Below are 23,374 nucleotides of genomic sequence, written 5' to 3'. Positions count from 1 at the left end.
GAGTAAATTATTTAGGAAAATGGTGGTATGGGAGAGATCAGACGACTTAAGATTGGAAATGTAACGTTAGAAAATAACCTGATACTAGCACCGATGGCAGGCGTAACAGACCTGCCATTTCGTTTGCTTTGCAAGGAACAGGGAGCAGGGCTGCTTTGCATGGAGATGGTGAGTGCAAAAGCGATTCTCTATAAAAACAGAAATACCGAAGAGCTGTTAACGATCGATAAGCGGGAAAATCCGGTGTCGCTTCAGCTGTTTGGTTCTGATCCGGATATCATGAGTGAGATCGCGAAACAGATCGAGGACAGACCGTTTGATATTTTGGATATCAACATGGGCTGTCCGGTGCCGAAAGTAGTCAACAACGGTGATGGTTCTGCACTGATGAAAAATCCAAAACTTGCCGGAGAGATCATTGAAAAGACAGCGCGGGCAATCAAAAAACCGGTTACAGTGAAAATCAGGAAAGGTTTTGATGAGGAGCATGTCAATGCGGTTGAGATGGCACACATTGCACAGGAATCCGGTGCAGCGGCAGTGGCGGTCCATGGCAGGACGAGATCGCAGTTTTACTCCGGAAAAGCCGACTGGGATATCATAAGACAGGTAAAAGAAGCGGTCTCGATACCGGTCATCGGAAACGGTGATATCTTAACAGCAAAAGATGTGATCGCGATGCAGAAACAGACCGGCTGCGACGGCTTTATGATCGCACGCGGCGCCGAGGGCAATCCGTGGATCTTTGCACAGATCCTTCATTATTTTAAGACGGGGGAAGAACTCCCGAAACCGACTTTTGAGGAAGTGACACAGATGCTCCTTCGGCATGCCCGTATGCAGCTTGAATTTAAAGGCGAATATACCGGTATCCGTGAGATCAGGAAACATGCCGCCTGGTATACAGCCGGCTACCGTAACTCTTCTAAGCTGCGGGGCAGGATCAACGAGGTGGAGACATATGAGCAGCTCGAGGCATTGTTCCAGGAGGTCTGCGGTTTTATGGCATGATCCGAGTGCCAAAAGGCGATTCGTGACTTAGCGACTGGCAGAAAAATTCAATCCGGTAAAGTTAAAATGAAGGAAACAAAAAAGACATAAGTAAAATTCCGGAAAAAGTACTGAATCAGAAAATGCTGTCATAAAGATGGAAAAAGGAATATGACGGAGAAGCGCGATGTACTTTTCCAATGAATTTTTATATGATTTTAAACCAGTGTACGAAGGCATTCTTGCGGCAAAAAGTGTGAAGCCGGAGTGCGCGATTGTCGAGGTGATCGATGAGGAACCGGATGGAGCAGGGATGTTTGAGCCGGCAGGGACGCTCGATGTGCTGGAGCAGATCGGGGATGAGCTTAATGCGCTTACAATTTATACAGACCGGCCTGCATATTTTCATGAGTTTGCAGAGACAATGTATGAGAAGACCGGACTGGTTTCACTTATCGTATCGAAAAAGCGTCTTGGATTAGCAAAGAATAAGGAAAAAAACAGCAGTATTTTTCTGCTTGATTTTGAATGGAACAGTGCTCTGTATGAAAAACAGATCGCATTGGGAAAACATTATATTCCAATCCATAAAAAAAACTGGCGAACAGCCGAAAATCTTGACATAGCAGTACCTATCGGTTATAATACTGTGATTGTTAAGAGACCAAAAAAGAAAACGGGGGCGCCGTGGCAGGACAGATTTGAGAAGGCTTTTTATCGTTCATAGCGTCTGGCGCAAGGCTTTGTGCCGCCGTATACATGAACCGAACAATAATTATTATAAAGAAGGGTAAATGCAATGGACAAGAAAAACATTCTGACTTACGAGGGACTCAAGAAACTGGAAGACGAATTAGAGAACTTAAAGGTTGTAAGAAGAAAAGAAGTTTCACAGAAGATCAAAGAGGCAAGAGAGCAGGGAGACTTATCTGAGAACGCTGAGTACGACGCTGCAAAGGACGAGCAGAGAGACATCGAAGCACGTATTGAAGAACTTGAGAAAATCTTAAAGAATGCAGAAGTAGTTGTCGAGGAAGAGGCTGATCTTGATAAAGTAAGCATCGGATGCAGCGTAAAGATCCTTGACTGCGAATTTGATGAGGAATTAGAGTATAAGATTGTTGGTTCTACCGAGGCTAACAGCTTAAAAGGCAAGATTTCCAACGAATCACCGGTTGGTAAGGCACTGCTTGGCAAACAGGTAGGTGATACCGTTACTGTTGAGACACCGGCAGGAGAGTTTTCATACAAAGTGCTTTCAATTCACAGAGCAAACTAAGAGATATGATAGTCGGGCAGAAAGACTGTCCGGGGAATAAAACAAGTGGAGGATAAACATGGCAGAGCAGAACAATAACCAGCAGGATTTAAACCAGCTGCTTCAGGTACGTTATGACAAGCTGCATGAACTGCAGGAGAACGGAAAAGATCCGTTTGTCATCACAAAATATGATGTGACAAATCACTCAACCGATATCATCGACAATTTTGAGACAATGGAAGGCAAACCGGTATCGATCGCCGGCCGTATGATGTTTAAACGTGTGATGGGAAAAGCATCATTCTGCAATATTCAGGACTTAAAGGGACGTATTCAGGTATATGTTGCAAGAGACAATATCGGAGAGGAAATCTACAAAGATTTCAAGAAATCTGATATCGGCGATATCTGGGGCGTAAAGGGATATGCTTTCCGTACCAAAACAGGTGAGATTTCTATCCATGCTGAGGAGATGACACTGCTGTCAAAATCATTACAGATCCTTCCAGAGAAGTTCCACGGACTGACTGATACAGACATGCGTTACCGTCAGAGATATATCGACCTGATCATGAATCAGGAGAGCAAGGAAGTATTCATCAAACGTTCCAAGATCTTAAAAGAGATCCGTAACTTCTTAGCTGACCGTGATTTCATGGAAGTTGAGACTCCGATGCTTGTATCTAATGCAGGTGGAGCAGCAGCAAGACCGTTTGAGACACATTATAATGCCTTAAATGAGGATGTAAAACTGCGTATCTCTCTGGAGTTATACTTAAAGAGACTGATCGTCGGCGGACTTGAACGTGTATACGAGATCGGCCGTGTATTCCGTAATGAGGGTGTTGATACCCGTCATAACCCGGAATTCACGCTGATGGAACTGTATCAGGCATACACAGACTATGAGGGAATGATGGAACTGACAGAGTCCATGTTCCGTTATCTTGCAGAGAAAGTCTGCGGAAGTACAAAGATCAGTTACAATGGCATCGAGATCGATCTTGGCAAGCCATTTACACGCATGACCATGAACGATGCGATTAAGAAATATACCGGAATTGATTTCGATACTGTAGAAGATGATGCTGCAGCGAAAAAACTTGCAGATGAGCATCATATTGCATATGAGGAGCGTCATAAGAAGGGTGATATCATCAACCTTTTCTTCGAGGAGTTCTGCGAGAAAGAGCTGATCCAGCCGACCTTCATCATGGATCATCCGATCGAGATCTCTCCGCTTACAAAGAAGAAACCGAGCGATCCTACCAAGGTAGAGCGCTTCGAGCTTTTCATCAATACATGGGAAATGTGTAATGCATATTCTGAGCTTAACGATCCGGTCGACCAGCGTGAGCGTTTTGCAGCACAGGATGCAAATGCTGCAGCCGGTGATGATGAGGCAGAGCATACAGACGAAGATTTCTTAAATGCATTAGAGATCGGTATGCCGCCAACAGGTGGTATCGGATACGGAATCGACCGTCTTGTGATGCTGCTTACAGACAGCGCAGCAATCCGTGACGTTTTACTGTTCCCGACGATGAAGTCTTTAGATGGTGTAAATAAGAAAAATGATGTAAATAATACAGCTTCTGAAGCACCTGAAAAAAATGTAAAAACTGAGTCTGAAAAGATTGATTTTTCTAAGGTAAAGGTAGAGCCTTTATTTGAGGAATTTGTTGATTTTGATACATTCAGCAAGTCAGATTTCCGTGCAGTAAAGGTTAAAGAGTGTGTTGCAGTACCGAAGTCAAAGAAACTGTTACAGTTTACTCTTGATGACGGAACAGGCACAGACAGAACCATTTTAAGCGGTATTCATGCTTACTATGAGCCGGAAGAACTGGTTGGAAAGACTCTTATTGCTATCACAAATCTTCCACCGAGAGCTATGATGGGCATTGACTCTTGCGGTATGCTCCTCAGTGCTATTCATGAAGAAGAAGGCGAAGAAAAGCTTCATCTTCTGATGGTAGATGACCACATTCCAGCAGGTGCAAAGCTCTATTAAGATGATGTAAAGATGTACCGTTTCACCAAATAGACGGGACGTACTTCATTTGATAAAAAACTAAAAAAACAGCGATTTACATCAAACTTACATCAATTGATGCAGAAATCGGTGCAAGCAAGAAAAAATCGCATAATTAGTGCAATGAGTGGGCAATTCCAATCGGAGTTGCCCATTTTTAAAACAAACAGAAATACAAATCGATATTTGTGGAGGTAAAGAGTGTATGAAAAAGGAACTGCGTATTCTGGTTATTTTAATTGCTGTGTTATTGGTAGGAACAGTAGGTTACTATTTCATGCCAAAGAAATTCGGTAAGAATGTAAATCCTTCTGAGGTAGACCATATAAATGTGTTCGATGGAAATACAGGAACTGGTTTTACTATCACCGATTCAGAAGATATCGAATATATAGTGGCGAATATTCAAGGTATTTCAATGAAAAGAGATGGCATTTCACTTGGAAGAACGGGATACAGTTTTAAAATTAGTTATATAAACAGCAACGATAAAGATATCATACCTGTATTTATTCTCAATAGTGATAATACAATTTGTAAAGATCCATTTTTCTATAGATGTGATGGAGGATTATGCTTTGATTACTTAAAAGCATGTGAAGAGAAATATAGAACTAATGTAACAGAATCTATAGAAGAAAAATAACTTATTGCTGATAAATGTTTTGATGGGGCGATGGTTTTTACATTGATAATAATGGTAATTATTTTATTGGTTTTGACACCTGTAGGAATTGTTGTAGATAAAAAGATTGAAGCTTATTTTGAAAATAAAAGAGAACCTTAAATTCAAGTTTGGAGAATTGAGAAAATCGAAGATTGTGATGGTAGATAATATGGAATGGTTTAATGTTTTTGGGCTGATTTTTATTGCAGTCATTATGATACCCAATGTTGTATTTGCGATTAAGTGCAAAGATGGATTTGATAATAAGTGGAACAATAAATATGTTGAGGTCACAGAACAAGTAGGGAGATTGGGTTGTTTCGGATTCATGATAATCAATATTCCGGGAACTTGGTTCGGGTGGTGGTCTGACGAAGCATTTGTACTATATTTGATTGTAGATACCATATTGGTAATGCTTTATTGTGCTATTTGGATTATATGTTTTAAGAAAAACAGCGTTTTCAGAGCATTAGCACTTTCTATTATTCCTTCAATGTTGTTCTTGTTTAGTGGGATTATGAGTAGGTCAGTGCTATTGATTATTGCATCAGTATTATTTGCACCAAGTCATATTGTGATTTCATATAAAAATGTAAAATGATATTTACAACTTCCAGTTTGCCAACCTGCCCTTTGAGAGAGGAGAAATCCTTTTCTCAAAGGGCTTTTTCTATTTATACAGATATTCGCAAACTACAAGATAAAGCCAAAACTTCATATACTCTAAGCACAAGGAGGTTGAGGTTTGGCTATGAACAACAGTTTAGCAGAAGTACACCCGGAGCTTGTTTCAGAGTGGTCGGAGAAGAACTTACCGCTTATCGTGGAACAATCTCGACTTCTTGGAGGTCACAGAATGAAGCGGCAGCAAAGGCTATTGATGCAGACCTGAGCGGACCGGAGGAAGAAAGAGAAGCTGATGACAGAATGGAATCTGCAGCAATTGTAGCAGAGGATAAAGGTGCTTATCAAGCGGACAGAGAGGGCAGAACACGATAGGAGAGTGAATAATATGAGCATAAGAAAAGTGGTCGCAGGACTACTGATTACAGCAGGGATTGCCATTATGGCAGTCCCTTTTTTCTGGCGGGCAACCGGAGAAAAACAGACAGAACAGCTCATAAGTGAATTTGAGCAGACATTGGAGGATGATTACGATGAAGAAACAGATGTGGAGGAAGAGCAAACCTCCATTAGTAAAGAGGATGAAGCCATTCTTAAAGAAGGCGGTGTTATCGGCATCATTGAGATACCGGGCTTAGATATCAGGTATCCGGTAATGGAAGGAACCACAAGTAAAGTGCTTAATGCCGGGATTGGTCATATAGAAGAAACAGCAGGGATTGGGGAGAGTGGCAACTGTGTATTGTGCGGTCACAATGGCAGCAGATATGGCACATTTTTTACACCACTAAGTCAGATATCCATAGGTGATGAAGTAATGATAACCGACAAAAATGGGCTGAAGCATATCTATGAGGTAACAGAGACAGAGGTAGTAAATCCGTATGATAACAGCATCAAGACACAGGGCGATGAAAAAGAACTAACTCTTTTTACCTGTTCCCAGAAAGGAACCATGCGTTTTGTAGTCAGGTGCATTTATAAGGAGGCGGTGATGGATGAATAAGAGATACCGGTTAGGTGAGATAGAAGAGGCAGTATCGGAAATGGAAGAGCTAATTGACATCGAGGATGATATTGCAGAGATTGATGATGAATTTCAGATAGTCGTAAGCGGCTGGTCTGTGTATGTCGAAAGCCTGAATCTGACACTCAGACAGGGAATAGCCTGTGTATGGGATGCAGAGGAAGGATTATTTATGCCTGATTTTGATGTGACCATCGTGTATGAGGGGAACATTGAAACACAGGAGTGGCTCTACTATGAGCAGGACGGAATGGTCGTTACACTTGGCAACTGGTTAAATGGCAGATTGTCTTGTGAACAGATAGAACAGCTTTGGTGTGAGTTTATCATACCGGAGCAAAACAAAGAACAAAAAGAAAGCGAGGAATAGCATATGAAGTATTCAATTAAGGTAAACGAAGTAAGGGCAAAAGAGGGCAGCAATATCAAAGGATTTGCAACAGTGGTATTCGGTGATTCATTTAAGATCACCAATATTGCAATCCTTGAGAATAAGGACAAGGGAGAGCTTTTTGTATCAATGCCTAGATACCGCTCCAATGAGCGTGATGAAAGCAATGGTGTGATTTATAAGGATGTGTGCAATCCTATCACAGCAGAGTTTCGTGAGGAACTCTATACCAATATCCTTGATGCCTATGCAAGAATCAGGGAACCGGAGAAAGAGGAGACACAGAAGCGGGACAGAATACAGGAAATGCCTGAGTTTTCCGTAACTGTGACACCTTATGAGAGGGAAGGCAGTAACATCAAGGGACTTGCACGCATTTACTTTGAAAACAGTTTCATCGTAAATAACATCAATATCGTGCAGGGTAAAGAGAAAATCTTTGTATCAATGCCTTCTTATAAGACAAAGCAGGTGGATGAGCAGGGCAAGCCAATCTATCAGGATGTCTGCTATCCGGTCACAAAGGATTTCAGGGAAAAACTCTATAATGAGATTATCTCGGAATATGAGAAAGCAAAGGATAAGAGCAACGAAAATGCAAGAGAGAGTGCAGAGAAACATCATGGCAATCCCGATAAAGAGAAGGACAAAGAGGCGACGCCCTTTCGATAATCAGTAATCAGAGTACAGGGGCGGCCAAGGCTGCCCCATTTACAGAATGGAGGAAACAGAATGGATATGGAAGCAGGAAAAACACTTACCAATGAGGAGGTCATAAGAGAACTTCTCGACTTATTAAAGAAAAATGCCATGAAAGAGCAGGCAAACGATGTATTTGAGATATGCAGCTATGTGGATGGACTGGAGAAAAAGATTGATTCCATGACGGAAGAACTCACCAATATGCAGAACCAGATCAAAGAAATGCAGGAAGATACTCTTGTCAATAATGCTAAAAAGGGCTTGACAAATAAAGGGTTAAGGAATATAATTAGATTCAGTTTTATACAAGGAGTTAATAAATATGCGGCAAGGTATTCTTAAATAAACTGTCAATTTGATAGTGGGAACAAAAAGTAGCAGTCCCGTTTCACTTTTAATATGGGGCTTAGTTTTTTGTACCCAGTTTAAGAATACTTTTATCATGTAATTTTATATGCCCGAAAACATATAAGTGTTTTGGGGCTATTGGAGTTATTTACCCAGTGATAGGAGTATTTATCACTGGGTATTTTTATGCCCTTTTTTGGGTGTTGATAGGAGGAAAATCACATGAAAATAATTAACTTAGGCATTCTGGCTCACGTTGACGCAGGAAAGACAACATTAACGGAAAGTTTATTATATACCAGTGGTGCAATTGCAGAACTAGGGAGCGTAGATGAAGGCACAACAAGGACAGATACAATGAATTTGGAGCGTCAAAGGGGAATCACTATCCAGACAGCAGTGACATCTTTTCAGTGGGAGGATGTAAAAGTCAACATTATAGATACGCCAGGCCATATGGATTTTTTGGCGGAAGTATACCGTTCTTTATCCGTTTTAGACGGAGCAGTATTATTAGTTTCTGCAAAGGATGGCATACAGGCACAGACCCGTATACTGTTTCATGCACTACAGACAATGAAGATTCCGACAATCTTTTTCATCAATAAAATTGACCAAGAGGGGATTGATTTGCCAATGGTATATCGGGAAATGAAAGCAAAGCTTTCTTCGGAAATTATAGTGAAGCAAAAGGTTGGGCAGCATCCCCATATAAATGTAACGGACAATGACGATATGGAACAGTGGGATGCGGTAATTATGGGAAACGATGAACTATTAGAGAAATATATGTCAGGGAAACCGTTTAAAATGTCAGAACTGGAACAGGAAGAAAACAGGAGATTCCAAAACGGAACGTTATTTCCCGTTTATCACGGAAGCGCTAAAAACAATCTGGGGATTCGGCAGCTTATAGAAGTGATTGCCAGTAAATTTTATTCATCAACGCCTGAAGGTCAATCTGAATTATGCGGGCAGGTTTTTAAGATTGAATATTCAGAGAAAAGGCGGCGTTTTGTTTATGTGCGTATATATAGCGGAACATTGCATTTGAGGGATGTTATTAGAATATCTGAAAAAGAGAAAATAAAAATCACAGAGATGTGTGTTCCGACAAACGGTGAATTATATCCATCCGATACAGCCTGCTCTGGTGATATTGTAATTTTACCAAATGATGTTTTGCAGCTAAACAGTATTTTGGGGAACGAAATGCTGTTGCCGCAGAGAAAATTTATTGAAAATCCTCTCCCTATGCTCCAAACAACGATTGCAGTAAAGAAACCTGAACAGCGGGAAATATTGCTTGGGGCACTTACAGAAATTTCAGATGGCGACCCTCTTTTAAAATATTATGTGGATACTACAACGCATGAGATTATACTTTCTTTTTTGGGGAATGTGCAGATGGAAGTCATTTGTGCCATCCTTGAGGAAAAATATCATGTGGAGGCAGAAATAAAAGAGCCTACTGTTATATATATGGAAAGACCGCTTAGAAAAGCAGAATATACCATCCACATAGAAGTCCCGCCAAATCCTTTCTGGGCTTCTGTCGGGTTGTCCATAGAGCCGCTCCCTATTGGAAGCGGAGTGCAGTATGAAAGCAGAGTTTCACTTGGATATTTAAATCAATCGTTCCAAAATGCGGTTATGGAGGGGGTTCTTTATGGCTGCGAGCAGGGGCTGTATGGATGGAAAGTGACAGACTGTAAAATCTGTTTTGAATATGGATTGTATTATAGTCCTGTAAGTACCCCCGCAGACTTTCGGCTGCTTTCCCCTATCGTATTGGAGCAGGCTTTAAAAAAAGCAGGGACAGAACTATTAGAGCCATATCTCCACTTTGAAATTTATGCACCGCAGGAATATCTCTCACGGGCGTATCATGATGCTCCAAGGTATTGTGCAGATATTGTAAGTACTCAGATAAAGAATGACGAGGTCATTCTGAAAGGAGAAATCCCTGCTAGATGTATTCAAGAATACAGGAACGATTTAACTTATTTCACAAATGGGCAGGGAGTCTGCTTGACAGAGTTAAAAGGATACCAGCCAGCTATTGGTAAATTTATTTGCCAACCCCGCCGCCCGAATAGCCGTATAGATAAGGTTCGGCATATGTTCCACAAGTTAGCTTAACAGCTTGCAAAAGTCATATAAAATGAGATTTGAAAGGATTAGAGACTAATTATGATGAAATGCGAATGGATATTGTGTCCTGTTTGTGGGAGCAAAACCCGTAATAAAATTAGGAAGGACACTGTTTTGGAGAATTATCCCCTTTATTGTCCAAAATGCAGACAAGAAAGATTGATTAAAGTTGACAACTTGAAGATAACTGTCATCAAAGAGCCAGACGCTTAAGACGCAGAGCCGATTATTTTTGTAATATATTAGAGCATCTAGAAGAAACTATTTATCAAATTTTATGAAAAGGAATGAGCATATGTTTGGAGAAACATTGCATTGCGGTGAACTTATAAAGAGACTTAACGATGCACTTGGAAGAAAGGCTAATAATACGTTGATGTGCAATGATGTCACCCTTTCGCAGATTAAGGTCCTCGCAACTATCAGCGAGGCAGCCGATGAGACGATAACGCTAAAAGAACTTGAAAAGCATTTTGAAGTTAAACAGGCAACGATGGCAGGAATTGCTGCACGTCTGGAAAAAAATGGGATGATAGAGGGGTTTTATGATTCAAATGATAAAAGAATCAAACATGTAAAGCTCACGGCAAAAGGTGAGGAGATATGCAAGACGGCAAGAGCTTCAATGGATGAAAATGAGAGGGAACTTTTAAAGGCACTTAATGATGATGAAAAAGGACAGCTTAGAAATCTTTTGCAGAAAGTATATGACAGTATCAAGTCATGCTGACTGTAGACTTATAAGGTGAATTTAATCGAAGGGAGAATGATAAAAATATGATAAAAACATTAGCAAAATGTATGGGCAAATATAAAAAAGAATCAATTATAACGCCAATATTTACTGCAGTTGAAGTTTTTTTGGAAATTCTTATTCCATTTATAACAGCCTCAATAATTGATAAAGGAATACAGGCCGGAGATATGAGAAAGGTTGGTATTTATGGTGGAATAATGCTTATTATAGCATTTTTGAGCCTTTTTTGTGGTATACAGGCAGGAAAGTATGGGGCGGCAGCATCAACAGGATTTGCGTGTAATCTGAGAGAGAAAATGTATGAAAATATACAGACATTTTCATTTTCTAATATTGATAAATTCAGTACAGCAGGTCTTGTAACACGTATGACAACTGATGTAACTAATGTACAGAATGCTTATCAGATGATAATAAGGAGTGTTGTGAGAGCACCTCTCATGATGATTTGCAGTATTACAATGTGTGTAATAATAAGTCCGAGATTAAGTATTATATTTCTTGTTGCACTTATATTTTTAGGATTTGTACTTTTCTTTATTATATATAAAGTAACACCGGTTTTTACATCAGGTTTTGAAAAATATGATGAACTCAATGCGAGCGTTCAGGAGAATATTTCAGGAATCCGTGTTGTTAAGGCATTTGTACGTGAGGAGCATGAAAATAAAAAGTTTAATAAAGCGGCAGATAATCTTTATAAAACATTTGTTAAAGCCGAGTCATTTCTTGCATTTAACAATCCGACTATGATGCTTGTTGTATATGGATGTATTGTTGCATTGTCATGGTTTGCTTCACATTTTATTGTGTCGGGTTCAATTACAACTGGTAATCTTACATCAATGTTCAGTTACGTAATGAACATGCTTATGGCACTTATGATACTTTCAATGATATTTGTAATGGTTTCAATGAGTGCGGCAAGTGCAAGGCGTATTTCAGAAGTTCTTAATGAAAAAGCGGACCTTGCCAATCCGGAAAAACCTTATGAAGAAGTGGAAGACGGAAGAATCGATTTTAATCATGTTAATTTTTCATACAGAAAAAACAGTACAGAGGATACTTTACATGATATTGATATTCATATTAATGCAGGTGAGACAATTGGTATTATTGGTGGTACAGGATGCGGAAAATCAAGTTTTGTGAGCCTTATAAGCCGTCTTTATGATGTTACTGAAGGTTCTGTATGTGTTGGCGGAAAAGATGTAAGAACTTATGATATGGATGCACTCCGTAATCAGGTGGCTGTAGTATTACAGAAAAATGTCCTGTTTTCAGGAACAATACTTGACAATCTCAGATGGGGTGATGACAATGCTTCATATGAAGATTGTGTTGAGGCATGTAAACAGGCATGTGCTGATGAATTTATCGAGAGAATGCCTAAGAAGTATGATACATGGATAGAACAGGGCGGTACTAATGTTTCAGGTGGTCAGAGACAGAGACTCTGTATTGCGAGAGCATTGCTTAAAAAACCAAAGGTTCTTATTCTTGATGATTCGACAAGTGCTGTAGATACTGCAACAGACGCAAAAATCAAACAGGCATTTGCCCAGAAAATTCCGGGAACAACAAAGCTTATAGTTTCGCAGAGAATTTCAAGTATTCAGGATGCCGACAGAATTATTGTTCTTGAAGATGGAAAAGTCAGTGGCTTTGATACACATGAGAATCTTATGGAAAATAACAAAGTTTACCGCGAAATCTGTGAAGTTCAGATGCAGGGCGGCGGCGATTTCGACGAATCGGCAGAATAGTGAGAATAGGAGGAAGACATGAAAAATAAAAATGAGAACAAAGAGAAGAATCCGCTTTTATTATTAAAAAGACTTCTTTCTTATATAGTAAAAAATTATAAATTGGCATGTTTCATGGTGGTCGTTTGCATATTGGTTTCGGCACTTACGACATTATGTGGAACTTTATTTATACAGAAACTTATTGATAATTACATTGTGCCTCTTACCCAGATGGCAGTTCCTGATTATTCACCGCTTGCACAGGCTCTTTTAAAACTTGTAGCAATATTTGCAGTGGGTGTTTTATGTTCCTACGGATATAACAGAATTATGGTAAATGTTGGTCAGGGTACTATGAAAAAGCTCCGTACAGAGATGTTTACTAACATGGAATCACTTCCAATCAGATATTTTGATACACATGCACATGGAGATATAATGTCGGTATATACAAATGATATTGATACATTAAGACAGCTTATAAGCCAGAGTATTCCACAGGTTCTTAATTCACTTATAACACTTGTATCAACATTTGTAAGTATGATAGTTCTTGATATACCACTTACAATTGTATCTGTTATTATGGTTGCAATTATGCTTTTTGTGACATCAAAGCTTTCCGCTGCATCTGGCAGATATTTCATTGAACAGCAGAAAGATATCGGTAAAGTAAATGCTTATATTGAGGAAATGATGGAAGGGCAGAAGGTTGTTAAGGTATTCTGTCATGAGCAGGAAAGTCTTGAACAGTTTAAGCAGATTAATAACAAGTTAAGAGAAAGTGCCAACAATGCTAATAAAATTGCAAATATTACAATGCCTATCAATGAAAATATAGGAAATATAAGTTATGTTTTGTGTGCACTTGTAGGTGGTGTGCTTGCATTAAGCGGCTTTTCAGGACTTACAATTGGTACACTTGTAGCATTTCTTTCATTAAACAAGAGTTTCACACAGCCTGTAACAGAGATAAGCCAGCAGGTAAGCAGTATTGTAATGGCTATGGCAGGTGCCGGCAGGGTATTTGACCTTTGTGATGAAGTACCAGAGACAGATGAAGGTGATGTTGAACTTGTAAATATATGTTATGATTCAAATGGTGAAATCCATGAAACTGAAGAACTGACAGAGATGTGGGCATGGAAAAAACCAAATGCTGCAAACAAAGATGAAATGTATACAAGACTTCAGGGTGATGTTACATTTGATGGAGTTGATTTTGGATATAATCCTGACAAAATCGTGCTTCACGATATAAAAATGTTCGCAAAACCTGGTCAGAAGCTTGCGTTTGTAGGTTCTACCGGTGCCGGAAAGACAACAATTACCAACCTTATTAACAGGTTTTATGATATACAGGATGGTAAAATCCGTTATGATGGAATTAATATTAATCATATTAAAAAAGACGATTTACGCCGAAGCCTGGGCATTGTTTTACAGGATACCAACCTTTTTACAGGCACGATTATGGACAATATCAGATATGGAAGACTCAATGCAGCTGATGAAGAATGTATAGCTGCCGCAAAGCTTGCTAATGCTGATGGATTTATAAAAAGACTTCCTGATGGTTATAACACAGTGCTTACCGGCGGTGGTGCGAACCTTAGTCAGGGACAGCGTCAGCTTCTTGCAATAGCGAGGGCGGCAGTTGCAGATCCTCCTGTTCTTATTCTTGATGAGGCGACTTCTTCTATTGATACACGTACAGAAAAACTTGTACAGCGTGGTATGGATGCACTTATGACAGGAAGAACTTCATTTGTTATCGCTCATCGTCTTTCTACGGTACGGAATGCAGACTGTATTATGGTTATGGAACAGGGAAGAATTATTGAGCGTGGTACACATGACCAGCTTATGGAAGAAAAAGGCAGATACTATCAGCTTTACACAGGAAAGTCAATCAGTGCGTAAGATTTTGATTAATTGGTATTAAATAAACATTTCAAAAACACGGGGTATAAAAATATGAAATATGCTTATATTAACGGAAAAATACTTGACGGAACCAAAGATATGCAGGTAAAAGAGGGCTTCGTCATACTTACGGACAATGATAAAATTGAGGATATTGTCAAGGCAGGCACGGATTTGAATGGATATGAAAAAGTTGATTTAAAACGCAGATATATTATGCCCGGTCTTATAAATATGCATGTTCACCTTGCAGGTAATGGCAAGCCGCAGAAAAAACAGCGTGATAATGAGAAACTTGTAAAAATACTTATGGGAAATGCACTTATGCGTTCAATTGCATACGGTATGGTTGCCGGATTTGCAAAAACAGAGCTTATGAGCGGTGTGACAACAATAAGAACGGTTGGCGGACTTGGAAGTTTTGATACAAAATTAAGAGATGAGATTAATGCAGGAACAAAGATGGGACCTAGAATACTTGCCGCTAATGAAGGGATTTCCGTGCCTGGCGGACATATGGCTGGCTCTGTTGCTGTTGCGGCGGACAGTATAGATACAGCCTTAAAACATCTGGAGCAATCGGAAAAAGAAAAGGTTGATTTGATAAAGCTTATGATTACTGGCGGCGTAATGGACGCAAAAGAAAAAGGTGTTCCGGGTGAACTGAAAATGTCTCCGGAAATGGTAAAGGTAGTCTGTGACAAGGCACATGAAAATGGCTATTTAGTTGCTGCACATGTCGAATCTCCGCAGGGGGTGCGTGTTGCTCTTGAAAATGGTGTTGACTCAATTGAACACGGTGCAAAAATTGATGATGATACAATTAAGTTATTCAAGGAAAGAAAAGCATTTCTTTGCACAACAATTTCGCCTGCACTTCCGTATGCATTGTTTGATCGTTCGATTACCAACGCAACTGAAGTTGAACAGTTTAACGGAAATGTTGTGTTTGAGGGAATAATTGCATGTGCGAAAGCGGCACTTGAAAATGATATACCTGTCGTTCTTGGCAATGATGTCGGATGTCCGTGGATTACACAGTATGATTTCTGGAGAGAATTGTATTATTTCCACAAATATACGGGCGTTTCCAATGCGTTTGCACTGTATACGGCAACCGCAAGAGCTGCCGAAATGGCGGGAATCGGTGATATTACCGGTACGCTCGAAAAAGATAAATGTGCAGATATGATTGTAACCGAGGAAAACCCACTCGATGACCTCAGAGCATTACGACATGTAAAAATGGTTGTCGCAAGAGGAACGATTATGGAAAATCCTAAAGTTAAAATAAATAAGCGTGTCGAGACTGAACTTGATAAATTCCTATAAAAAAACCCCGCTGCGGCGGGGCTTTTTTATTCATAAAACACATATAATTTGTCAAATACTCTGTTATAATTTCTCCATAATAATTGTTCATCTGCAATTTCGCATAGATAAAAGGTTTTAATAAATAACGGATTATGATACATATAACAGGACAAATAAAAATCCAGTTTTTATTAACTAGGGATGTTGCCACTCCTTTACTCCATTGTACTGGAATTTCTGTCGGCAACTTAGAATAAGACAAAGCCCCAATAATCAAGCATAGTGCGGTAATCATAGTCCAGGTAAGCATACTTCCCCATATATACAAAAAGCTGACTGAATCCAGTTTGAAAACAGTTCGATTATCTTTCCAATAGTCATGAAAATCTGTTACATACTGTTCTACCTGTAATTTTTCATAACTAATACTTCCTTCATCCAGCATTTTTTCGCACATGAGTTTCGCCTTATTCAAATCAGTAATCTGATTTTTTAATACTTCCTTTTGCTTCTCAAGCATTTCCTGCAATGTTACTTTTTCGGATATAATATTTCGTATATCTTCAATAGAAATTCCCAATGTACGTAGATATGCAATCTTCTTTATATTTTCCACATCATTTTTAGAATAATCTCTATAACCATTACTTTCATTTCTCGAAGGCTCAATAAGTTTTTCCTTTTCATAAAAACGGATATTAGAACGGGATAAACCTGTTCGCTCTTCTACGTCTTTTATAGTCATATTATGCCCTCCTTTCGAGCAACTCTATTTTACTTAATAATAAGCTATAAACAAGGTTTACAGTCAAGCATTTATCAAAAAAACTATAGTTGTTGATAAGGACATGAAAAGCTGTCCAAAATAGAAGGTGAACCGGATTGCTGCTCCGACTCAATCTTCCACATGGAATACATCTTCCACCAGCATATTAAAGTACTTTGATATCCGCAGCATAAATTCGGCAGATGGGGTGCTGTCCCCACGTTCTACCCTGCTGACAGTTTTGGTGCTGAATCCGATAGCAGCGGCAAGGTCATTCTGGTAAATGCCACGCTGTTCACGGATTTCTCTGATATTATTTGTGACCACCATAAAAAATCCCTTCTTTCAGTTCTATAGATATTTTCTTATTGTCAATTATGCAAAAAAATGTGTCCAATAAAAAGGACTTGCGTTTTTATCGGCAATGATCGGTAAGAGCAGAAGCATCAGATTTTCCAAGAACTTTTCCAAATATGTCTAAGCGGTCATTTTCTCCAACCTTGATAGGTGCATACTTTTCGTTGAGTGAGATAAGGAAAATTCCGTCTTTGTCGTCCTTTAACTTCTTGATATAGGCTTCTCCGTTCAGAGCGAAGATGCCGATTTCTCCATTAGCAACAGATTCCTGTTGCAATACCCATGCAATCTGACCATCGTGGAATTCAGGTTCCATACTGTCACCACTAATGCGTACACCGAAAGTTGTATCTTCCGGCAGAATAGATTCATCTATGCGTACAGTCTCTTTAGGTCCGTCTACGAGAAAGTTACCGGTTCCGGCTGATACTGCATTTTCAAAAATATCAATGCTTCTGAATGGAATTATCTTAGCAGTTTGCTTTTCATACATTCCGGATGCGTGGAGCAGATTGATATAATCCATAGCCTTTTCCCTGCCTTCATCAGTAAGTGATGAAAAAGGATCAGCAGGATTTACTCCAAAATATGCTTCATACATATTAGTGATACCAAGGATTCTACACACTTTGTAAAATATGGTAACGCTTGGTTCAGCAAGATTTCTCTCCCAGTTGGATATGGCTTTATAGGAAATCTTGATGCCTTCTTTTGCCAGTTCATCAGCGAGATCCTGCTGGAGCAAGCCTTTCTTTTTTCTATATGTTGAAATGATTTCTCCGATTGAGTACATACATACGCCTCTTTTCTTTCCAATTAGTTGATTTCTAATGTCTCTTTTCACTCCATAGTATATAGCAATAGTACCAATTATTCAAGTTAAAAATCCAATATAATGAGAAAACAGACACATGTGTCCGTTGACAGTCGATTATTCTTGGGGTTATACTATGCCCTGTAAGGAACATTACTCATATACTTGGACTAAAGGTTATGGTAGTGATAGATTAAATGCAGGAGGTTATGCAGATGGGAGACAGGGTAATACTTCATTCAGATATCAACTGTTGTTATGCTTCGATTGAGCATCTGCATCATCCGGAGCTTGCAGGAAAGCCACTGGCAGTAGGCGGTGACCCGGAGGCAAGACATGGGATTGTCTTAACTGCTGACTATATTGCCAAGAAGTACGGTGTGAAAACAGGAATGGCGCTCTGGCAGGCAAAGCAGGTCTGTCCGGACATAACATTTGTTTCACCAAGAATGGACTTATATCTTCGGTTCTCAAGGATGGCGCATGAGATATATGCAGAATATACGGACAAGCAGGAGCCATATGGAATTGATGAGTGCTGGCTTGATGTGACAGGGAGCAGCTCCCTTAAAGGGGATGGATTGCTCATTGCACAGGAAATCAGCAAGAGAATGAAGTCAGAGCTTGGCATCACAGTGAGTGTTGGTGTTTCTTTCAATAAGATATTTGCAAAGCTTGGTTCAGATTATAAGAAGCCGGATGCAATCACAACTATGTATAAGAGTGAGTTTAAGCAGAAGGCATGGGCACTTCCGGTAAGTGATCTGCTATATGTCGGAAGGAGCACGAATCAGAAGCTTGCAAAATTCGGTATCAGAACCATAGGTGATCTTGCAAGGGCAGATGAAGGGATGCTTAACAGCCACCTTGGAAAGATGGGCAGCATCTTATGGTCATTTGCTAATGGCTATGATGAATCACCTGTCAAACTGGAGAATACCCACGCTCCAATCAAATCGGTGGGAAACAGCACAACGACACCAAAGGATTTAGTATGCGATGAGGATGTAAAGATTGTTCTTTATATTCTGGCTGAGAGTGTTGCAGCAAGACTTCGTGAGAATGGATTCCGGTGCAGAGTGGTTGAGATAAGTGTCAGGGATAATGAGCTATTCTCTTTTACCCGTCAGAAAAAGATTGACCACGCAACGAATATCACCGGAGAGATAGTTGCATACGCTTATCAGATATTTAAGGAAAACTATAACTGGAGCAAACCAATACGCAGTATTGGTGTCCGAGGTGCAGACTTAGTAACAGATAATTATTGGGAACAGATTGATTTGTTCTCAAGTGTGGAGAAGCGTGAAAAGCAGATGAAGATGGATTCAGCGGTTGATGAGATACGCAGAAGATTTGGATTTTACAGTATCCAGAGGGGACTCATGTACCGGGACAGGATTCTATCGGTAGTCAATGCAAAAGAAGAACACACAGTACATCCACATGGGTATTTTGGATAAAGAGGGAGGCGGAACATGAGCGAAGCAGCAAGAATTGATCTGGTAGACAGAGCACCATTGACGGAGAAGCAGCAGAATGTGTATGAAAGTATTATGCAATATCAGCGTGTGAATGGTTATGCTCCTACTATCAGGGAGATATGCAAGATGGTAGGGGTGGCATCGACTTCAAGTGTTTATGCACATCTGAAAATATTAGAAGAAAAAGGCTATATAGCAAGGAAGATGGATGCTTCCAGAGCAATAGCGATCTTGTAAGGAAGGTGATTACATTGAGCAATAAGGTATATGTTGATGTACTTGCAGAGTTTTCAAAGGACGGACTGCTCATTCCCAAAGAGATAACATGGGAAGATGGCAGAAAGTATGAGATTACACGAGTAAAAGACAAGCGCAGAGCTGCCAGTACAAGGGCTGGTGGAGTTGGAGAGCGTTATACCTGCGTGGTAGATGGAAAGGAAATATTCCTTTTCTATGAAGATAACAATATGTGGTTTATGGAAAGAGCCGGAGCCTGATGTGATTGTGTGCTGACAGCACAATTCATATCAGTTGGCTTTAGATCAGCAAAGCCGGGGAATGTGCAGACATTCATCGGAACTCCCGGCAAAAGGCTTGCAAAGGTGATTTCCCTTTCCTTTACGAGTACAGAATTGTAGATTGATGATTTTGTATGAATAAGGAGCGAACTGAATTGAACAAAGAGTTAAAAGTTATAGATTTTTATTGTAAGAAGTGCAAGAAGAGTATGAAAGTTTCATACATGGTTACAGGTAACAGAAATTATCCGGTACTGCCAAGAGTTATGATGAAATGTCACCATTGTGGCAGAGTAATGACCTTGAAGAATTTCAAGGAAGGCGAGTTGCTGGATAGAGTAGAACAGGATAAGTATTATATCTGATACATACAGTCAGACATCAGATGCTGCGGCAGATATTTGGTCGCAACAGGATAAGACAATTAAATTAGTGGTCATCATGATATGGGAGACACCTGCAATAAGCGTAAGCTGATGATACGCAAAGGTGCCATCCTAAGGACGCATGAAAAATTAGAAACCAGTTTGAGGACTGGGACTGTTTTTCATGTGTCCTTTTTTATTTGCAGAAAATTACATATCTTGGGAGTTATTGTCCGTCCTCAAACGAGTTAACGGTAACAAGTTTTAAAGGATGGACAATATGAACAAGGAAATAAGAGAATATGATAAGAATGTACAATTTGAAATAGGGCAGAGAATACAGGAAATGCGACTAGACAAAAATATGAAAAGCATTGAGTTGGCAACGGAATTGGGAATAACAAGGAACCAAATGTCACGAATTGAAAATGGTAGAGCAAATTGCACTATTTCGCAGTTGTTTATATTATTACAGATATTAGGAGGTTCTGCGGACTATATTTTATTTGGGAAAAAATATGAGCATGAAATTAAAATAACGAAAGAACAAAAAGAGGTTTTGATAAATTTGATTAATGCATTTAATGAATGATTATAAAAATATGTTGCGTAGATATTGCTTTCACGCAATAGATGTGATATCATCTATTGCATGGAGGTGGCGTTCATGCAACAAAATGAGACAATTAAGAATTTGTTCCCAGGATATTATAGAAAACATGATCAAGATATGGAGACCTTGGCTGATTTGACTAAAAGAGCTAAAGGGGATGAGAGGTCAATTAATGAATTCGCTAGAGTTTGTGGAGTTAGTCCATCTACAATATCTAGATTAATAAATAAAAAAAATACAACACCAAATAAGGATTCACTTATTAAGGCAATTGCAGATAATGCAGTACCTGAAGGCGGCGTAACATTGGATATGCTATTACAAGCACATGGACTGGAGAAAATAAGCGTATATGAAGGAAAGGAAAGAAAATCTGAAAGTGTATTAGAAGATATCGTTATTGATAGATTGCTTTGTGATATTACGCAGCTTGGGTATAAGTGTGAGATTGAAAAAGAAAAAAATATTATTTATACTACGGATGAAATTAGATTTAGAGCGGATTTTGTTATCAAAACAGAATTATTAAAAGAGTATGGAATAAGGGAATGGGCTTTTGATGTATATGTTGGACCACATAGACCAGTGATGCAAAAACTATCTTGGTTTTTCGGCTGCTGTTATGTGAATTCTTTAAGAGATAATGGTACAAAATTAAGTCTTGTGCTTAGCAATAGGGATGAGTTTGATGCTGCCAAAAGAAGACTTGGTACAATTAAAATCCACGACATAATATCAATTATTTTGATAAGCGAAGAAAATTGGGAGCTTGAAGAAGAGTTTGTTATACCAACTTATGATAAAGTAGATATGCCAACATTGGGAGGTGCAACATATGGAAGATAAAATTCATCTATTATACCAGCAGATACTTTACGCAACTAAAAATGGTCATGATGCAGAAGTGCGCAGAGATAAGGATGGAAATTTTGTGGTTTATTCCGTAAAAAAACAGCGGGCAGATAAAATACAAGTTAAATAATACATCAGCTGAATTGGCAGTTGATAAGGGCAAAAGGGAGCCGATATCGTTCAATATTTGAATGATAGAGGCTCCTTATTTTTTTGTAAGGGAGGTGAGCAGAGTGATCCAAGAGATAAAAGAATATGATTCTGATACTTGTTTGGAAATCGGTATACGAATTCAAGATATACGAGAATCAAGGCATATGAAAGCTATAGAGTTGGCAAGCTATCTTGGCATTGGTAAAAACCAGATGTCTCGAATTGAAAGTGGAAAAGCAAATTGTACGATACCACAATTATATTGCATTGCACAAATCTTGGATTGCTCTGCTGATTTTTTATTGTTTGGAGAAGAACACATGAATTATTCGCCGGAGATGGTGGAATTAGTAAACAATTTAAAAATGGTGACTGGAAGAATAGAGGGAGAAATTAAAAATAGTCTTTTAAAGACTACAAATCAGAAAAGATAGTCTTTAGAGTGGGCGCATAGTTTTTTTTAATAGAGTACCATAAACATGTGCTAAAGAACAGCACACCACGAGAGTGGAGGCGCCAAAACTCTCCAATACGAAATCGTAAAGGAGATAACAAAATGAAAAAAAGAGATTTTAACTTAGTAGGAAACGAAGGTACAGATAATCAGGAGCTTGCAAAGGGTATTGCATTTGTAAAGTCACGCAGAGCGGAACTCAATGTAGTCCAGATGGTTGAAAGTATGCGTGATCAGGCAATACCTAATGGAGTAATAATAAATGATGCGTATTGTGATCGCTCAATGACAAGGGACTATGACAGAGAAGCACTGAATGCTTTCTTTGCAACACTTAAAGAGGGATATTTTGAGGTTGTAGTAGTCAGAAGCCTGAATGAGATCACCGATGACATTTATGATCTGGAGGAATTTGTGAAGACCATCACAGATATGGGCATATGGCTCTATTCTCTTGAAGTCGGTCCGGTGCCAATTACTGTATCTCATGCAGAGGACTTTGGATGCTAATGGAGTCCTTTGGTAGATCGACAACAGAAAATCATTCCGGTCGGGACAAACAAGTCCCGGCTGTGAAGGATTGCAGATTTACGCAGACTGCATTCGGAACAGTAGTACATGATTCGAGAGGGAAGTGGCTTGGTCAGTATGAAACAGAAGATGCAGCTGTAGAGATGTTAAGAGAAATGGCAAAGGACGATGGAGGATATAGCGATGAAATATGATGGTTATCAAGTTGGAATCGTGATTAAGTCGTTACGAATCCAAAGAAATCTTACAAAAGAAGCCCTTGCTGCTGAGCTTGGTATTAGTGAGTCAACTATCAAAAAGTATGAGAATGGAGAACGTGCATTAAGTATCACAAATCTATTTAAGATAATTGATTATTTCAAAGTAGATGCCAATACAATCCTGAATGTGGCAGAGGGTAAGAAAGAAAATTCAATAGACTCTAGGTTGGAATTAATGGATTATAGCAGGAAGGCATATTTTCAAAAGATATTTAACGAGATGCTTGATAATGCAGAGATGCTTGTTTCATAGGAGGTTT

Annotated in this window: 29 protein-coding genes and 1 pseudogene; 27 read left to right on the top strand and 3 right to left on the bottom strand. The window is 39.3% G+C overall.

The features are described from left to right. Positions 1 to 27: 27 nt before the first annotated feature. From dusB to ACDD58_RS08645, 17 genes and pseudogenes are all read left to right on the top strand, one after another. Positions 28 to 1,011 carry a tRNA dihydrouridine synthase DusB gene (dusB, locus tag ACDD58_RS08725; RefSeq protein WP_186900068.1) on the top strand — a complete coding sequence of 328 codons (984 nt, stop codon included), beginning with the start codon at positions 28 to 30 and terminating at the stop codon, positions 1,009 to 1,011. A 166-nt stretch (positions 1,012 to 1,177) separates the two neighbouring features. Next, the gene (locus ACDD58_RS08720) at positions 1,178 to 1,717 is read left to right on the top strand and encodes a hypothetical protein (protein WP_370776959.1); all 540 of its coding nucleotides are present in this window, start codon (positions 1,178 to 1,180) and stop codon (positions 1,715 to 1,717) included. Between the two features lie 72 nt (positions 1,718 to 1,789). After that, the gene (gene greA, locus ACDD58_RS08715) at positions 1,790 to 2,269 is read left to right on the top strand and encodes a transcription elongation factor GreA (RefSeq protein ID WP_015521908.1); all 480 of its coding nucleotides are present in this window, start codon (positions 1,790 to 1,792) and stop codon (positions 2,267 to 2,269) included. Positions 2,270 to 2,327: 58 nt separating this feature from the next. Beyond that, complete coding sequence (gene lysS, locus ACDD58_RS08710) at positions 2,328 to 4,265, top strand: lysine--tRNA ligase (protein WP_186900067.1); 1,938 nt, start codon at positions 2,328 to 2,330, stop codon at positions 4,263 to 4,265. Positions 4,266 to 4,491: 226 nt separating this feature from the next. Continuing rightward, on the top strand, positions 4,492 to 4,932 hold the full coding sequence (locus ACDD58_RS08705; protein ID WP_022461061.1) for a hypothetical protein: 441 nt from the start codon (positions 4,492 to 4,494) through the stop codon (positions 4,930 to 4,932). Between the two features lie 178 nt (positions 4,933 to 5,110). Continuing rightward, entirely contained in the window at positions 5,111 to 5,557 is a 447-nt protein-coding gene (locus tag ACDD58_RS08700; RefSeq protein ID WP_004612402.1) for a hypothetical protein, read from the top strand. 137 nt (positions 5,558 to 5,694) lie between these two features. Then, the gene (locus ACDD58_RS08695) at positions 5,695 to 5,955 is read left to right on the top strand and encodes a hypothetical protein (RefSeq protein ID WP_207724055.1); all 261 of its coding nucleotides are present in this window, start codon (positions 5,695 to 5,697) and stop codon (positions 5,953 to 5,955) included. A 13-nt stretch (positions 5,956 to 5,968) separates the two neighbouring features. Next, positions 5,969 to 6,586, top strand: coding sequence for a class D sortase (locus tag ACDD58_RS08690; RefSeq protein WP_117613576.1), 618 nt, complete (start codon positions 5,969 to 5,971; stop codon positions 6,584 to 6,586). Then, a complete protein-coding gene (locus ACDD58_RS08685; protein ID WP_106765256.1) occupies positions 6,579 to 6,977 on the top strand; it encodes a hypothetical protein in 399 nt (132 codons plus the stop codon). The genes ACDD58_RS08690 and ACDD58_RS08685 overlap by 8 nt, the downstream gene beginning before the upstream one ends. Positions 6,978 to 6,980: 3 nt before the next feature. Further along, complete coding sequence (locus ACDD58_RS08680) at positions 6,981 to 7,670, top strand: SpoVG family protein (protein ID WP_117613577.1); 690 nt, start codon at positions 6,981 to 6,983, stop codon at positions 7,668 to 7,670. Between the two features lie 60 nt (positions 7,671 to 7,730). Continuing rightward, positions 7,731 to 7,967, top strand: a pseudogene (locus ACDD58_RS08675) (DUF6674 family protein); the annotation flags it as partial. 303 nt (positions 7,968 to 8,270) lie between these two features. Continuing rightward, positions 8,271 to 10,190: a tetracycline resistance ribosomal protection protein Tet(O) gene (tet(O), locus tag ACDD58_RS08670; protein ID WP_117477955.1), complete on the top strand. Its 1,920-nt coding sequence runs from the start codon at positions 8,271 to 8,273 to the stop codon at positions 10,188 to 10,190. Positions 10,191 to 10,241: 51 nt separating this feature from the next. Beyond that, positions 10,242 to 10,415: a cysteine-rich KTR domain-containing protein gene (locus tag ACDD58_RS08665; RefSeq protein ID WP_002779755.1), complete on the top strand. Its 174-nt coding sequence runs from the start codon at positions 10,242 to 10,244 to the stop codon at positions 10,413 to 10,415. Positions 10,416 to 10,497: 82 nt separating this feature from the next. After that, complete coding sequence (locus tag ACDD58_RS08660; RefSeq protein WP_158550875.1) at positions 10,498 to 10,932, top strand: MarR family winged helix-turn-helix transcriptional regulator; 435 nt, start codon at positions 10,498 to 10,500, stop codon at positions 10,930 to 10,932. 47 nt (positions 10,933 to 10,979) lie between these two features. After that, a complete protein-coding gene (locus ACDD58_RS08655; RefSeq protein ID WP_117761255.1) occupies positions 10,980 to 12,725 on the top strand; it encodes an ABC transporter ATP-binding protein in 1,746 nt (581 codons plus the stop codon). Positions 12,726 to 12,743: 18 nt separating this feature from the next. Beyond that, complete coding sequence (locus tag ACDD58_RS08650; RefSeq protein ID WP_117761253.1) at positions 12,744 to 14,630, top strand: ABC transporter ATP-binding protein; 1,887 nt, start codon at positions 12,744 to 12,746, stop codon at positions 14,628 to 14,630. A gap of 54 nt (positions 14,631 to 14,684) precedes the next feature. Continuing rightward, a complete protein-coding gene (locus ACDD58_RS08645) occupies positions 14,685 to 15,965 on the top strand; it encodes an amidohydrolase family protein (RefSeq protein WP_117529001.1) in 1,281 nt (426 codons plus the stop codon). Here the strand turns inward: ACDD58_RS08645 and ACDD58_RS08640 are convergent. The 3 genes from ACDD58_RS08640 to ACDD58_RS08630 all read right to left on the bottom strand — a co-directional run bounded on the left by ACDD58_RS08640 (position 15,919) and on the right by ACDD58_RS08630 (position 17,863). Continuing rightward, positions 15,919 to 16,692 (bottom strand): MerR family transcriptional regulator, encoded by a 774-nt coding sequence (locus ACDD58_RS08640; RefSeq protein ID WP_242991902.1) that lies wholly within the window; start codon positions 16,690 to 16,692, stop codon positions 15,919 to 15,921. The genes ACDD58_RS08645 and ACDD58_RS08640 overlap by 47 nt on opposite strands. A gap of 150 nt (positions 16,693 to 16,842) precedes the next feature. Continuing rightward, positions 16,843 to 17,043 carry a helix-turn-helix transcriptional regulator gene (locus ACDD58_RS08635; RefSeq protein ID WP_370776953.1) on the bottom strand — a complete coding sequence of 67 codons (201 nt, stop codon included), beginning with the start codon at positions 17,041 to 17,043 and terminating at the stop codon, positions 16,843 to 16,845. A gap of 85 nt (positions 17,044 to 17,128) precedes the next feature. Continuing rightward, positions 17,129 to 17,863: an XRE family transcriptional regulator gene (locus ACDD58_RS08630; protein ID WP_117613581.1), complete on the bottom strand. Its 735-nt coding sequence runs from the start codon at positions 17,861 to 17,863 to the stop codon at positions 17,129 to 17,131. A gap of 236 nt (positions 17,864 to 18,099) precedes the next feature. Here ACDD58_RS08630 and dinB point away from each other — a divergent pair, with 236 nt between their 5' ends. The 10 genes from dinB (at position 18,100) to ACDD58_RS08580 (ending at position 23,367) form a co-directional block, all read left to right on the top strand. Further along, positions 18,100 to 19,347 (top strand): DNA polymerase IV, encoded by a 1,248-nt coding sequence (gene dinB / locus ACDD58_RS08625; RefSeq protein ID WP_117613582.1) that lies wholly within the window; start codon positions 18,100 to 18,102, stop codon positions 19,345 to 19,347. Positions 19,348 to 19,362: 15 nt separating this feature from the next. Continuing rightward, positions 19,363 to 19,605 carry a LexA family transcriptional regulator gene (locus ACDD58_RS08620; protein WP_004611567.1) on the top strand — a complete coding sequence of 81 codons (243 nt, stop codon included), beginning with the start codon at positions 19,363 to 19,365 and terminating at the stop codon, positions 19,603 to 19,605. Between the two features lie 5 nt (positions 19,606 to 19,610). Next, the gene (locus ACDD58_RS08615) at positions 19,611 to 19,865 is read left to right on the top strand and encodes a hypothetical protein (protein WP_004611568.1); all 255 of its coding nucleotides are present in this window, start codon (positions 19,611 to 19,613) and stop codon (positions 19,863 to 19,865) included. Positions 19,866 to 20,531: 666 nt separating this feature from the next. Further along, positions 20,532 to 20,843 carry a helix-turn-helix domain-containing protein gene (locus ACDD58_RS08610; RefSeq protein WP_158563103.1) on the top strand — a complete coding sequence of 104 codons (312 nt, stop codon included), beginning with the start codon at positions 20,532 to 20,534 and terminating at the stop codon, positions 20,841 to 20,843. Between the two features lie 75 nt (positions 20,844 to 20,918). Then, positions 20,919 to 21,710, top strand: coding sequence for a helix-turn-helix transcriptional regulator (locus tag ACDD58_RS08605; RefSeq protein ID WP_117613584.1), 792 nt, complete (start codon positions 20,919 to 20,921; stop codon positions 21,708 to 21,710). Beyond that, entirely contained in the window at positions 21,700 to 21,846 is a 147-nt protein-coding gene (locus tag ACDD58_RS08600) for a hypothetical protein (RefSeq protein ID WP_158563102.1), read from the top strand. Before ACDD58_RS08605 ends, ACDD58_RS08600 begins: the two co-directional genes overlap by 11 nt. A 103-nt stretch (positions 21,847 to 21,949) precedes the next feature. Then, the gene (locus ACDD58_RS08595) at positions 21,950 to 22,303 is read left to right on the top strand and encodes a helix-turn-helix domain-containing protein (RefSeq protein WP_055062799.1); all 354 of its coding nucleotides are present in this window, start codon (positions 21,950 to 21,952) and stop codon (positions 22,301 to 22,303) included. Between the two features lie 122 nt (positions 22,304 to 22,425). Then, positions 22,426 to 22,833 carry a recombinase family protein gene (locus ACDD58_RS08590; RefSeq protein ID WP_117613586.1) on the top strand — a complete coding sequence of 136 codons (408 nt, stop codon included), beginning with the start codon at positions 22,426 to 22,428 and terminating at the stop codon, positions 22,831 to 22,833. A 62-nt stretch (positions 22,834 to 22,895) separates the two neighbouring features. Further along, the gene (locus ACDD58_RS08585) at positions 22,896 to 23,048 is read left to right on the top strand and encodes a hypothetical protein (RefSeq protein ID WP_243129821.1); all 153 of its coding nucleotides are present in this window, start codon (positions 22,896 to 22,898) and stop codon (positions 23,046 to 23,048) included. Beyond that, complete coding sequence (locus ACDD58_RS08580; RefSeq protein ID WP_158564467.1) at positions 23,038 to 23,367, top strand: helix-turn-helix domain-containing protein; 330 nt, start codon at positions 23,038 to 23,040, stop codon at positions 23,365 to 23,367. Before ACDD58_RS08585 ends, ACDD58_RS08580 begins: the two co-directional genes overlap by 11 nt. Positions 23,368 to 23,374: the final 7 nt, after the last annotated feature.

The organism is Roseburia sp., assembly GCF_041325975.1.
Lineage (GTDB): Bacteria > Bacillota > Clostridia > Lachnospirales > Lachnospiraceae > Roseburia > Roseburia rectibacter.
Note: the sequence above shows the minus strand (reverse complement) of the source record. Positions and strands in the feature narration are given on the sequence as shown.